13 protein-coding genes are annotated in these 14076 nt (G+C 34.4%); 4 read left to right on the forward strand and 9 right to left on the reverse strand.

The features are described 5' to 3' along the window. Positions 1-16 precede the first annotated feature (16 nt). Positions 17-745, reverse strand: coding sequence for an ArsR/SmtB family transcription factor (locus K5S59_RS25325; protein WP_001103790.1), 729 nt, complete (start codon positions 743-745; stop codon positions 17-19). Between the two features lie 69 nt (positions 746-814). On the opposite strand from K5S59_RS25325, the gene K5S59_RS25330 reads away from it, so the two are divergent. Continuing rightward, positions 815-1285 carry a DinB family protein gene (locus K5S59_RS25330; protein ID WP_098257744.1) on the forward strand — a complete coding sequence of 157 codons (471 nt, stop codon included), beginning with the start codon at positions 815-817 and terminating at the stop codon, positions 1283-1285. 694 nt (positions 1286-1979) lie between these two features. Here the strand turns inward: K5S59_RS25330 and K5S59_RS25335 are convergent. Together K5S59_RS25335 and K5S59_RS25340 are read right to left on the reverse strand one after the other, a co-directional pair. Continuing rightward, positions 1980-3191: an aminotransferase class I/II-fold pyridoxal phosphate-dependent enzyme gene (locus K5S59_RS25335; protein ID WP_000350842.1), complete on the reverse strand. Its 1212-nt coding sequence runs from the start codon at positions 3189-3191 to the stop codon at positions 1980-1982. 98 nt (positions 3192-3289) lie between these two features. Next, complete coding sequence (locus K5S59_RS25340) at positions 3290-4492, reverse strand: MFS transporter (RefSeq protein WP_000160056.1); 1203 nt, start codon at positions 4490-4492, stop codon at positions 3290-3292. 379 nt (positions 4493-4871) lie between these two features. On the opposite strand from K5S59_RS25340, the gene K5S59_RS25345 reads away from it, so the two are divergent. From K5S59_RS25345 to K5S59_RS25355, 3 genes are read left to right on the forward strand one after another with little or no spacing between them, the layout of a single operon-like run. Next, positions 4872-5750 (forward strand): class I SAM-dependent methyltransferase, encoded by an 879-nt coding sequence (locus K5S59_RS25345; protein ID WP_098257746.1) that lies wholly within the window; start codon positions 4872-4874, stop codon positions 5748-5750. An 18-nt stretch (positions 5751-5768) separates the two neighbouring features. After that, complete coding sequence (locus tag K5S59_RS25350) at positions 5769-6833, forward strand: acyltransferase family protein (RefSeq protein ID WP_098872209.1); 1065 nt, start codon at positions 5769-5771, stop codon at positions 6831-6833. A gap of 50 nt (positions 6834-6883) precedes the next feature. Continuing rightward, entirely contained in the window at positions 6884-7309 is a 426-nt protein-coding gene (locus tag K5S59_RS25355; protein ID WP_001269762.1) for a YvaD family protein, read from the forward strand. Positions 7310-7825: 516 nt separating this feature from the next. On the opposite strand, the gene K5S59_RS25360 is transcribed toward K5S59_RS25355, so the two are convergent. The 6 genes from K5S59_RS25360 to K5S59_RS25385 form a co-directional block, all read right to left on the reverse strand. Continuing rightward, positions 7826-8974: an acyl-CoA dehydrogenase family protein gene (locus tag K5S59_RS25360; RefSeq protein ID WP_120450428.1), complete on the reverse strand. Its 1149-nt coding sequence runs from the start codon at positions 8972-8974 to the stop codon at positions 7826-7828. 154 nt (positions 8975-9128) lie between these two features. Next, positions 9129-9761 carry a YdcF family protein gene (locus K5S59_RS25365; RefSeq protein ID WP_000662230.1) on the reverse strand — a complete coding sequence of 211 codons (633 nt, stop codon included), beginning with the start codon at positions 9759-9761 and terminating at the stop codon, positions 9129-9131. A 330-nt stretch (positions 9762-10091) separates the two neighbouring features. After that, positions 10092-10679, reverse strand: coding sequence for a GNAT family N-acetyltransferase (locus K5S59_RS25370; protein ID WP_000402565.1), 588 nt, complete (start codon positions 10677-10679; stop codon positions 10092-10094). Between the two features lie 463 nt (positions 10680-11142). Further along, the gene (locus K5S59_RS25375; protein ID WP_001289386.1) at positions 11143-12471 is read right to left on the reverse strand and encodes a YjiH family protein; all 1329 of its coding nucleotides are present in this window, start codon (positions 12469-12471) and stop codon (positions 11143-11145) included. A 315-nt stretch (positions 12472-12786) separates the two neighbouring features. Then, complete coding sequence (locus K5S59_RS25380; RefSeq protein WP_000532651.1) at positions 12787-13170, reverse strand: hypothetical protein; 384 nt, start codon at positions 13168-13170, stop codon at positions 12787-12789. Positions 13171-13314: 144 nt separating this feature from the next. After that, positions 13315-13899, reverse strand: a complete 585-nt coding sequence (locus K5S59_RS25385) for a histidine phosphatase family protein (protein WP_000846744.1) — start codon at positions 13897-13899, stop codon at positions 13315-13317. Positions 13900-14076 lie beyond the last annotated feature (177 nt).

The raw sequence follows: 14076 nt of genomic DNA on the forward strand, positions 1-14076 counted from the left end.
GGTTATTTAATACTGCTTACTCGACAGGAGGCACTGCATTTTGATGGACTTTCTTATTGTCCATGTCAATGCCTAATTGGTCCTTCAACAATTTCGTACCTTTTTTTGTAAGATGAACAGCCCGATTCTTATCCGTTTTTGTAATCCATTCCTGTTCAAAAAATAGTTTTGCTATTGCAGATCCTAACCAACCAGAAATATGGTAGCGTCGTTCACTCCAATCAAGACAAGGTTTTGCAAATACCCTTCTCTTTATATCTGCCGTTTCAACATTTATTCCAAAATTCAGAAACCACACCTTACCTTGTTCCGTTACAATGTATTCTCCTTCCTTTAAAATTATAAATTCCCTATGTAGTAATTTTTCAGTTATCTCTACACCGAGTCTGCCTGCAAGATGATCATAGCAAGTTCGAGCATAACGAATTTGTTTTAGTTGATCCGATTGTTTTAAAGACCGAACTTGGACTGTTGGTGCAATTGTTCCTAACTTTTCAAGAACTTCTGCTATCTCTTGATTAGCAAGTCGATAGTAACGATGTCTACCATGTTGTTCAACTGTAAGTAGATTCCCCTCTACTAATTTAGAAAGATGAGAACTAATCGTTGGATGTGACACTTTTGCCTTATAAGCCAATTCGCTAGCAGGTAGTGCCTGATTGTTCATTAAACAATCTAAGATAATTGCTCTTGTAGGTTCAGCAATTAGTTTAGCTATATATGAGATATTCGGATATACATTCATATTTCGATGATACCCTAACTATTAAACTGATACAATTATTTTAAGTTTAATAGTAAAGGAGAATGTATTATGAATGCAATTGATCTTAGTATATTAAATTTGAAAGAAACGAGAAGGCGCTCAGAAAAATTATGGAATTCTCTTCCCGATAATTTTCTTAATTGGAAGCCTGATCATGAGGCCATGTCCTTTGGTGAGATGATTCGTCATGTTTGGACCTCAACTTTTTACTATCATATGATTTTAAAAAACAACGGCTCAATACATGATATACATTTCCCGTATGATGACGAGCCAATTACTTGTGTAAAAAAAGAAATTGAATTGGCACAATCGTACTTTACTGACTTTATAGAATATGTTCAATCCATAAGCATAGCTGAGCTAGATTCAACCCTTATTGATCGAAGCGATGTTGGCTATCAAAGATATTTAGGCGACATGCTATTACGAATTGCCTACCATGATGCGGTCCATGCAGGTCAATTTTTACAATATTTGAGAATGATAAATTTGGAAAGGCCCTTGATTTGGGATTAAATTTAGTACGTATTTAAAAGGTTCCAAACTGGCATTACATTGAAATATTTTCCGTCAAGCAACATTCACCAAATCATGATAATCATTTAAATTAAAACGCTATATTTCAAATATGGAATAACTCTGTGGTTATAGAAGCTTAAGAAATAAATTGAGCTTTCATCAAACTCTTTAGACTCCATGTATCGAATAATATTATTGATACATCTGTTCCTTGGACCTTTGTAAAATTCTTTCGCAATCATGGGTTCATCTTTTCTTGCTGATGATTCAATGACTAGTGCTATACGGTCTGTCATGTGTTACCCCTTCTTTCGATTAGTTTTCGAGATTATACTCTAAAAACCGATTTATACAATATACTTTGATCATACAGAACAATCCTATCTAGTATCTTACTTAATCCTAACAAATTCCTTATGTTTGAAATTAACTGTAAAAAATCAGGACTTCCATATGGATATATGAATTTACTTAAGTACCGTATCTCTGAATAATCACATCATCTAAATGAGAGATACAAAATCTCCTTAAACAAAAAAACTAGAGAAAAAGAATTCTCTAGTTTTTCGTTACTACTATGAAGTAGTAGGACAAGGTAATTATCATTTTACCAGTAATTTACATATGGTTCAATGCGTTTTCTAGGGAAATCACTAATTTACCCATATACGTCTGTATGAGGTGATTTGCATTAGTTGGTGGATAATGTACCTACTTTATTATTAATTATGTTAAATTCGCGTCCAACCTTCTCAAAAATATTTAGGATCTCGTCAACTTGGTCATCTGTATGGGTAGCCATAAATGATGTACGTAGTAATTCGGTCCCTTCCGGTACTGCTGGGGAGATAACTGGGTTTGTAAATAAACCATTCTGCATTAAGCCTCGCCAATACGAAAATGCTTTTTCGGTGTCTCTTATAATAATTGGTATAATAGGTGTTTCTGTTTCACCTATATCGAAACCTAATCTTGTTAATTCACTGCACACTTTGTTAGTGATTTGCATTAATCTTTCGCGTCTTTCAGGCTCAGTTTCCATAATATCCACTGCTTTTATTGTGGCAGCTACGCTAGATGGAGTCATACTCGCACTAAAGATCATACTTCTTCCGTTATGCTGAATAAAATCAATAATGTCAGCATCTCCAACAACAAATCCTCCTAAACTACCAAAAGATTTACTGAATGTACCAGTGATAAGGTCAATATCAGATTCAACACCGAAATGCTCACATGTACCACGGCCATTTTCACCAAGTACTCCGATACCATGCGCATCATCCACTAATAAACGTGCACCATATTTCTTTTTCAATTGTACGATTTCCTTGAGCTTTGCAAGGTCACCTTCCATACTGAATACCCCATCAACGATAATTAGTTTACCTGCGTTTTCAGGACAACTTTTAAGTTGTCTTTCAAGGTCTTCCATATCATTATGACGGAAGCGTTTCATTTTTCCATAACCTAGACGTATACCGTCCACAATAGAAGCATGAACTGTTCGGTCTATAATTGCGTAATCGTTTCGTCCTAGCAGAGGGGCAATTGCTCCTAAATTCGTCTGAAATCCTGTTGAAAACACCAATGCTCTATCTCTTTTTAAAAATTTTGCTAGACGTGACTCTAATTCTTCATGAATAGATAAAGTTCCGTTTAAAAGCCTAGAACCAGATGAAGAAGTACCGTATCTTGTAGCTGCTTCCACGGCTGCCTCTATTAAGCGGGGATCGTTAGATAATCCTAAATAATCATTAGAACCCACCATCAATAACTTATTGGAATTCACAACTATCTCTGTCCCGAATTTATCTTGTATATTTTGAAAATAAGGATACATATCATTTGCTCGTAATCCTTTTATGAAATCGTAATCATAACACTTTTTAAATATGTCCATTGTTATCCTCCATTTATGCCTGCTAACCTACATTTTTTAATTGCTTTTTCCATTTTCTCTAAAAAGAGATTAAAAAACTAAGTTAACAGGCTACTTTATTATAAAGAATTTTTATGTTCGGTCTTTTTGGGTTTACTCTTCATTATTCTTAGCGAGATGCTGTAACAGACCAAAAAGGCACTTAAAATATAAAGGGCGATTGATACATTAAACATGTCTGCAAAGAAGCCACCGAATATTGGACCAATCATCATTCCGACTGAATACGCAACATTAAATACGGCAAAGGCAGTAGCATATGCTCCTCCACCTAGGCGGTCAACGGAATTTGCTAGTTCCGGTAATGTAGGTGTTAAAACCAAACCAGCCGCTGCCCCTAAAAAGAATAGTACAACCCCTTCTAATACCAAAGTGTTAGGGATTGTTACGAAAGGTAAGCATACAGCCAAAATGAGTAAACCTATCATCATAATATGGAATGTCCCACTTTTATCTGATAGCCAACCAGCTATTGGGCTTGCTAACCCATATGCAAGAGTTGTAATCCCAAACAGAAAACCTATATGTACTGTACTTGCGCCTAGATTTTCCATGAGATAAATAGGTAAGGTTGGTTCAAGGATACTGATTGCTGAAGACCCAAGTAAAACAACACCAAATATTTTTAACACTTCAAAGTCCTTAAATATTTTCGCGATGTCTACACTACTTGTTTCTTTATCTTTTGGTGGATCTTCTAGTAAAAACATCCTTGCTAAACCATCTAGTAAAGCAATACCTGCTGCAAGTAGAAAAGGTAATTGATAGCCTCCCCATTCATATAACAATCCACCAACAGGTGCGCCTAAAAGCGTTCCAGCAGACATGAAAGTTATTACGGTACCTAAAGCCTTCCCTCTTTTATTAGCTGGATATAAATCAGTAATAAGGGCTAAACCAGCCGTCCATGTGGCAGCAGCAGCAATTCCCTGTAATAACCTTGCGAGAATCAGTATGTACATGTTATTTGCAAAGGCGAACATTAAAGTACTTGCTATTAGTACTACCATTCCCCATAGCATAGAACCTCGTCTCCCGAACTTGTCAGAAACAACTCCTAAAATCGGGGTAAAAAATATAAAAGTGAAAGCATAACAACTTATCAAAATTCCAACAGTAGTCTGCGAAGCTCCAAATTTAGAAACGTATAACGGGACGATAGGAACCACTAAACTATATAAAAGCATATCTATAAATACCGCCATAGCGATTACAAGCAAACCAGTTAGTGGATTTTTTTTCAGCCTTTGAAACTTTGTCACTCAGAATTATCCTCCTTTCCATTTATTTTTCGGAAATAATCGACGTTTTTGACTCGTCTGAAAATTATGATATGACAACATGGTATTATCTGTCAATTACTTCTAGTTTACTAATTAGAAAAATGTAATATTACCCACAGTGATACGTGTTGAATACATCTAATTAGTGTAATTGTTAATCTTGCAATCTATTTTTCGTGAAATATTAGTAAACTTTTTAGTTAAATAAATCCAACTTGACGAAATTTCCTCACAGTGATAGCATAAATTCTGGAATTTAATTTCCGTTTATTTACAAATGTCATATCATTAAGTAATCCTAGTGTCGTTAGTACCAAACAGTTTTAAACACTAATCAACTATTTACGGAGGGAATTTCATGTTAAACAAAGTAAAATTAGCAGCAAAGGTTGCTTGGTTTAAAGTTTCAAATCAATATGCAGATAGCTCCAAAGATTACGATAAAGCTAGTGATGATTATGATTCTTTCTTTTCTAGTATAATGGGACAACATTCACTAGATTTACTAAATAAAATGGATATACAACCTGGGCAACACGTATTGGAACTGGCATGTGGAACAGGTTTTATTACTGAGGAAGTAGCTAATCGACTAAATGGTATAGGGACTATTTCCACTGTCGATCAATCTGCTGGAATGCTAAATGTTGCACGAGATAAGATATCTAAATATTCTGGACTAGAAGTAAATATGCACCAAGGTGATATGGTGGAATTTTTAAAACAAATACCTAGTTCAAGTATAGATACAGTGGTGTGCGGTTGGGCTATTTGCTACACGAATCCAACTATCTTTCTTAAAGAGATTCATCGAGTTCTGAAGCCTAATGGCCAAGTTGGAATTATAGAAACAAGATGTGATTCTGAGGAAATTCTGATGAAGGCGTTTGATCAAGTTCTTAATAATCATCCAGAATATTTGCAACGTTATATTAGTATAAATTTGCCAATAGATTCTCTTGTTCTTCAAAAATGGTTTACTAAAGGTAACTTAAATACAATTGATCGCTGGGAAGGAGAGCAAATTCTACCTTGTGAAACTGCTGAGGAAGCCATGGAATGGGTTTTCCGTTCTGGTGCCGCAGCTGGCTTTTTAGATGTACTTGATAGAGATAAAGAAGAAGAGATTTTACAAAAAATCACTGACCAAATTAATGTTTTTATTCAACAGGGCAATGAATTTAAATTAAGTCATACATTTGTTGCAGGTATAGCATCTAAAGGTAGCGGTGTATGAAAGGCGGAAGATAAGTAAATGAGCAATGGAAAACTCCATTATATAAACAACTTGAAAGCTTTTCTTGCTGTTTTAGTTGTCTTGTTTCATACAAGTAGCGCCTATGGTGGAGCTGGAGGATGGTATTATATAGAGCCATCGGATGATGCCATCTCCATATCGATACTTACTCTAATAAATGCGCTATGCCAAAGCTTTTTTATGGGTCTCTTCTTTTTTATCGCAGCATATTTCTCACCAAGGTCTTATGACAATAAAGGCTTTTCAAAATTTTTGAGAGATAGAGTTCCTAAACTACTTATCCCTGCTTTTGTTTACTTCTTTGTGCTAAATCCCATAAGTATCAATCTTGTAAAAAAACAAAGTTATCTCTCATCACTAGGATTTTATAATTTATGGTTTGTAATGGCGTTATTCTACTTTACTGTGGCATATGCAATTATCAGAAAGACTACGACAATAAAAATGCCGCAGATTAGTTTCCCCGGCATAAATAAAATATTCTGTTTCATTTTATTTATGGGTATCTGTAACTTTATTGTTCGATTACTCTTTCCGACTGATCGATTATACATACATGACTTCACACTTGGGTATTTCCCTCAATACATAGCATTATTTTTACTTGGAGTCATTGCATACAGGAATAGTTGGCTGAATCAAATAAGTGAAAGAACGGCATCGGTCTATTTTAGAATTTCAATAGTTTCTTTCATAACAATGCCTATTGTATTCCTCTTTAATGAAGGGAACGTAGATAACTTCTACGGTGGGGTTACTCTAGAATCACTGTATTATTCTTTTTGGGAACCATTTACTTTTGTAGGCATAATATTAAAGCTGCTAGTTCTGTTTAAGAAGAAATTTAACTTTACTACTCCTCTACTTAGTACAATTAGCCGTTCTAGTTATTCTATATATATAATTCAGGGACCTATTATTGTTGCGTTACAACTTATGTCTAGTACGCTTGAAATGAATATTATTTTGAAAACGATTTATGTTACAAGTTTGACGTTTGCTTTATCACTTGGAATTAGTGTTTTATTACTCCGGATTCCTAAGGTAAACAAGATTATATAATTCACATCATTATTAAGGCATAATAAAAACTAATTTTTTAGGAGGAAAGAATGAGATATTTAAAACCGTTTTTCTTTGTAACTGATATTGGATTTATTATTTATTGGCTGGTAACTATGTTCCACCTTATCCCCGAAAGTTGGGCATTTAAGGATTATGATAATCCAATCATCGTGGCATGGAATTGGTCCTTTTTCCCTCTGGATATATTTATCTCTATCACTGGCCTTACCAGCATATATTTATATAACAAAAAACGTCCATCTTGGAGTTACATTGCTTTAATATCGCTGATTTTAACATTTTGTTCAGGTTTACAAGCCATCGCATTTTGGGTTTATAGCAATGATTTCGATGTCACTTGGTGGATATTTAATGGATATTTGCTTATCTATCCATTATTTTTCCTTAAAACTGTTATTTCTCCAAAACAAGAAGATAATTTCTTACAGTTTTCAAACAATCACAAAATGTAATACCTATAATCCGCTAGAAAAATGGATTAATAAAGGAGGAGCGGAAATGACTGCTCCTCCTTTATTGTATGTATTTTTCAATTGAAACTTATTGTTGCTGAAATAAGAAACCAGATGCAATAAATGCATCTGGTTTTATAAATTATACTAGGCCACTACTGGCAGTTGTAATAATAAGCGTCTATAGAATTACTAACATTTAGTTGATTCTATCACTTTAGTCGGAATTATGAAATTAACATAACGAATCAAGCAAATCATAAAGGTTCTATTCACAAAATTGACCGATTTGTCATTCTATCCTTTGATCCATTCGTTTAAGCGGTCAATCACCTTATTGTCGGAAATTAAAAAAGTCATTGTATGAAAATAAGGGGCATTTCGCTAAAGAATGCATTTAGGATGGCAAACAAATAAAAAGCACGTGTTCGATTACTAATCAAACACGTGCTCTCAAAACAACTATATCGGCCATAAACAATAACATTTAAGTTCATAAGACCCATCCCTAAAACATCACGACCGAAACGCCGCATCCGCTAATATAGATAATGTTGCATCATCCATCGGCGGATTGTGCAATCCTGCTCTGACATTTAAATAGTACCGGTGAAGCGGATTTTTTTCTGATAAACTTTTTGCTCCTACGATGCGCATTGCTTTATCTACAATAGATATTGACGCATTTGTTACAGCATATTTCACTGCCGCTAGTTCGGCTTGCAATGATAGTTTATCCTCTGCCTCATCGTACTGTTTCGCAATTTGATATAAAAAGACGCGAGCTTGCATAAGCTCAAGTTCTAATTCTCCAACTAATCTTCTAACATTCGGCAATAAACTAATAGAATGATTTAAACTATTTGGCTTGTATGATCCCGCAAACTGAACTGCATAATTTCTTGCTGCTTGTGCAATTCCTAAATAACATGCTGGTATATGTAGCAACCAGCCAATACCCTTTTGTTTTACTTTCCCGCCCAATACATTCGTAAAAAAGCGACTTTCTATCTCTACATTTTGTAAGACAAGGTCATGACTAGCAGTCCCTCGCATCGCAACGCTATCCCACGTTTCTTCAATGGATACACCGAGCGTATTTCTTGGAATGACAAACTCACCAACTTCTTCTCGGCCTTCAATACTTGCTGAAATAATAAAATAATCAAGTATTGGCGCCATCGTTGTAAAAGTTTTTCTTCCATTTATAACCCACTTCTCGCCTTGTTGAACCGCTATCGTTTCTGGCTTACCGCCACGCGTCGGACTCCCTGTTTTTGGCTCTGTTGCTGCCCGGTTAAAGAGTGCACCGTTACGCACTTCTTCGCAAAACCATTTGAACATCTCATCATTCCAAGAGCGATTTTCCGCTAATTCTTTCACAATACCAAGGTGCCAGCCAATCGATAATGCCGTGGCCCCACAGCCTTCCGCGATTTTCTCTTGAAATAAAACGAAGTCATATAAAGAAATCGCACTACCACCAAATTCTTTCGGTAACGTTAATTTCGTATATCCGATATCTTTCAAATCACTTATATTTTCATACGGAAATGATCCTAATTCACTTAGTTGATGCTCCCTTTCCATGAACTTCGGAATCAATTTATTTATTTTTTCAATAATGAAAGATTGTTCTTCTGTTTCAACAAATGAGAGTGCCATACTATAATCTCCTTTATGTTCGATTCATCAACCGCTCACTTTTTCATTATGATTATATGAAGCTACCTCTCTATTGTTTCACTATTCCGATAAAAATACAATGTTTTTGACCAATAAGAAAAGTTCCTATTTTAAGATAGGTTCTTTTCTTATATTAGTCTCCCTTCAATGCCTTTAATGGCAAGGAGGTTACATATCCAATGTACGAGAATAATTCTTTAAAGAAGAATGGTATTTCTGTGTCTAACGTTTTATATGCTGATGTCGGCGTTGGTGAAGCATACGCTTCAATATTAATATGTTTTGCGATTCTCATTGCGCGTTTCATATGAAGTGGATCACTTACAATCGTGTATGTGCGTATTCCGTTCTCTATTCCAACTTCCTTCGCATTCTTTAAGTTTTCTTCAGTGAAAAGGGATTTTGTTTCAATTAAAATATCTTCGTCTTTTACACCTTGTTTCATTGCATATACTCTTGCAGTACGCGCTTCCTCAAGTTCTGCCTCGAACTTTGTACCACCTGTAAAAATAATCTTTTTAATATTTCCGTTCTTATATAAAGAAATCGCATGATTAATTCTTTCTTTAAATACAGGGGATGGTTTTCCGTTCCAAGAAGCCGCTCCTAGTACGATACCAGCATCCGTTTTCACACCATCATTTGTTTTAAAACGATAGCTCCAAATATCGTAAGCTGCATAACTTACATATAAAATGGCAGAACAAATCATTAGTAAAAATACTTGAAAGATTCGTCTTTTCTTACTCTTCTTATTTTCTTTCATTTGTAATTGCCTCCGTACATCATCCATACTTCTATAAAAAAACATTTATATCAAATCGTTTTGTTTGAGTTTATTTAAAAGAAGGAACTTTACTTGTTATTTATGTATAAAAGGGTTTTCATTTAAAATTGAGGATTATCAATTCATTTTTATTTGCGGTTTTCATTACATGTTTTAAATTCATAAGTTTATTACCATACAACTACATTGTAACGAATTTTTTCTCAGAAGGGAACGATGAAACAAAAGGAATTAAAATAAAGTAGCATTTTGTAAGAAAAAAGGTATATTTTTCATACATCACGAACAATATACCTTTCAAAACACGAATTATAACTTTTCTTTATACAACTCTAAATTTTCTAATAAACGTGCTTTCACAACTGGCCATTCATTCGCGATAATGCTGTACACAACCGCATCTCTCACATGTCCACTTGGCAATTTTCTTTCATTTCTAAGCACACCTTCTTTAACTGCACCTAACCTTTCAATTGCTCGTTGTGCATTTTCGTTTCTTGCATCCGTCTTAATTTGTACCCTCAGCATACGCAGTTTTTCAAAAGCATACTGGAGAAGCATATACTTACACTCTGTATTGATACTCGTACGTTGCACACTTGGATGATACCACGTTTGTCCTAACTCGACTGTTTTATCTTCTACTGAAATTTTATATAGACGTGTACTTCCTACAATCTTATTCGTCTGTTGATTCACTACAACGAAAGGGATTTGAGTACCCTTTCCATAACCTTGTATCGCTTTTTGAACGTATTGCTGCATATCTTGAACACTATCCATTTTAGAGATTAAATACGCCCAAATATCACGATTTCCTTCTACAATCGAAAACAAACTTTCGACATCATCACTATCTATTATCCGTAACTTTGCTCTTTCGTGAATGATTTCCATTTGAAAGCCCCCCTTTGTTGTTACTATATCATAAGATATAGTAACGTTTTATAAGAATAATAAGATATTTGAAAAAGAATTCCTTTTCAAATATATTCTTCTCGTATAAGGTGGAACGGCTCATCAATAACCTTTAAAAAGGAAAATTTTGATAATTACCAATAAACACTATATAATGATGAATGGGAGGGGATAAAAATGCTAGATCAAATTACTTGGGGAACGCCAGGCAGCTTATTATGCTTAGGATTCTTTTTTGCAGGACTAGGAATCTTCTTAAGAAGCATGACGTCATATTCAAAAAATAAATAAAAGCATCCCAAAAACAGAAAATAGTACATTTTCATGTTTTAGGATATTTGATTTTCTTAGCTTGATAGTGATGTGGGAATATCCTGCTTACAAACAAAAGAAGCCTTCTGTAAAAAGGCTTCTTTTGTTATAGCTTTATCTTTTCAAAACTTTAAAGCAACAAATAAGCAATCGGTGTAATAATAAGTAACGTCAATATCGTTCTTTGCACATAGAGAATAATAAGTTCCGATACTTTTAACGGAATGTCTGTCGATAAAATACAAGGAATAGAAGCTGAGAAGAACAATATAGATGATACCGAAACAACCGCAATGACAAACTTTGTCACAAGTGGCGCACTTACAACTAAAAGAGAAGGTAAAAACATTTCTGCGATACCAACGGATGCCGCTTTAGCAGCTAGTTCTGCTTCTGGTAATTGTAATAGCCATGTAAAAGGATAAAAAATATAGCTGATCCAATCAAATATTGGCGTGAATTTCGCTAAGACGATACCAATTAATCCTACTGACATAATAGATGGCAAAATTCCCATCGTCATGATAAATCCGTCTTTTAAGTTCACTGCGATATTTTTCATAATACTCGGTGCAGATTTCGATACTTCTAATGCATCTTCCCAAGCACGTTCTAACATTTTCTCCTTATAAACAGGCTCTGGAAACCCTTCTTCCGTTATGTATGTATCTGGTTTTCTACTAAGTGGCGGGATTCTTACGGTGATAGCGGTCACGATGAATGTTACAACAAGAGTAGTCCAAAAATAAACATTCCATAAATGCATAATGTCTAATGTTTTTGCGATAATAATCATAAATGTTGCGGATACTGTAGAAAAGCCTGTAGCGATAATCGCTGCTTCTTTTGTCGTATACTTTCCTTCTTTATACACTCGATTTGTAATTAATAAAGCGAGTGAATAACTCCCCACAAAGGAAGCAACCGCATCGATTGCTGACCGGCCTGGTGTTTTCCATAACGGTCTCATAATGGGACGGCAAAACGTACCGATAAATTCAAGTAATCCATACCCGACCAATAATGCTAAAAAAGCCGAACCAATTGGCACGAGTAAACTTACCGATATGACTAGTTTTTCATACAAAAACGGCCCTACATCTGGTGCAAAGAACCAAGCTGGCCCTACTTTCAAACAATATAATACACCAAAGACAACACCAACTACTTTTAAAATCGAAAAACAAATGTCTACGATAGATGCATTCCACTTTTTCGTATAAAACGGATAAATCGCACCCATTATCATAACGAGTAGCGCGTAATAAGGTACTACGCCCGGAACCGAAGTCCTAATCCATGATACGATATGATCAATCATAATGGACGAAGCACCGTTTATCGTAACTGGTACGAAAAACATAAACACCCCAACTAGACTAGCGAGTATAAACCGAAGAATAATCCCCTTCTCACTCCCTGTCTTAATTACATTCCTTTTTAATTCAATTTCACTCAAAATTCGACACCTCCTTATTATCTAAATATTCTGTATAGTTATGTTAGACTCCTTCTATTCATTTTGAATATTTAATTATAAAGACGCCAATTATAACAATATAAAAACTCCTTCGTTGAATTTATGTAATACAATTAAGCATTATTTAAAATATAGGTATTTATATTCATTAATAGCATTACAGAATAAATAATAGTCGATCTAGTTGACGCCCCATGCCCATCAACTTAAAAATATTAATTACCGTCAAGTGTAAAAAAACGGTATTTTTATTTGTTAGTTTGATGGACATTTTCACCTTTCAGATAGTCTCTTTTATTCTAATTTCTTTATTTCTTTCAGCTGTTCTATATCCTTTTCTGAAGCATTTTCTATTTTATACAGTTCATAGCTACCTTTTATTTCATTTATCACTGCAAATTCAATTTCATTCCGAACATAGCTTTTATTTTTTCCCTTTTTATAACCAATAACATTATCTAATATAGTTTCCCCACTATCTTTTTTATACAAATTATAGCTAACAGGTGGACGACCAATTACATACTTATTATCAGAAAATCCGACTATATCATCCCTCCCTAATCCTGTCGAAACACTCCAGACAAACATAATCTGAAATATAGAAAAAACAACAGTACCACATAAGAACAAAAATAGGATTAATTTAAAAAATAATTTTAAAAGTATCCTACCCAAAAACATTCCCTCCCATTTCATCTCAGGCTAGCAAGAACAAAACGCGAATTTTTTAGATTATTGAACTCAATCCCCCGTTTGTTCCATAAGAAAAAGAGTTACCGCAGTAACCCTATTATTTATAATACACGTCACTAGGAAAAACTATGGATGAATTAATTCAATTTCCCACAATCTTTTAATCTCCACCAATTCCTGTCCATTAAATTCCATTCTGTATATATCTGGTTTTGATGTCTGTAGTAAAAAATTCAAACCATACTTACTATCATAATACCCCATCATCAAAGTCATAACAGCTCCATGGGTTCCTAATACTACTTTCTGTCCTCGATAGGTGTTTAATAATTCCTTTAAGACTTTTATAGCACGTTTCTGACAGTCGACATTAGACTCTCCCCCCGTTAAAGCAAAATCGGGTTCTAAAAATGACTTTGTTATCAAAGGGAATAATTCTTTATCTGACATTCGTTCCTCTTCAGCAATAAAAATTCTCTCTTTTAAGTCTTCAAATACTAAAACTTCTTGTCCTATTTGCTTCGCTAACTGCTGAACAGTTAGAATTGAACGATTGTATGGACTTGAGATAACAATGTCAATTCCCTCACCTTGTAATACATCTGTTATTCGTTGCACATCTAACTTTCCTTTTTCAGTTAATCCTCTTGTTTTTTCTTTTCCAGATTTCGGAGAATCCCCATGTCTCACCATATATATGAAAGTTTTCATAATTCCCTCCATTTTTCCAGGTTCCTTTACAATTCCTTTCTCATATTAGCATATATATCCAATTCAGTCCTTACGAAAATAAAAGAAAACTGCGAATTCTAAATAAATTCACGATATTTGTAAGAAAAACACGAAGTTTTCACTATCCTCTGGTATAAAAAAGCGTTATTCTTTCTA

This window comes from Bacillus sp. BML-BC051, from assembly GCF_019656175.1.
GTDB classification, from domain to species: domain Bacteria; phylum Bacillota; class Bacilli; order Bacillales; family Bacillaceae_G; genus Bacillus_A; species Bacillus_A mobilis.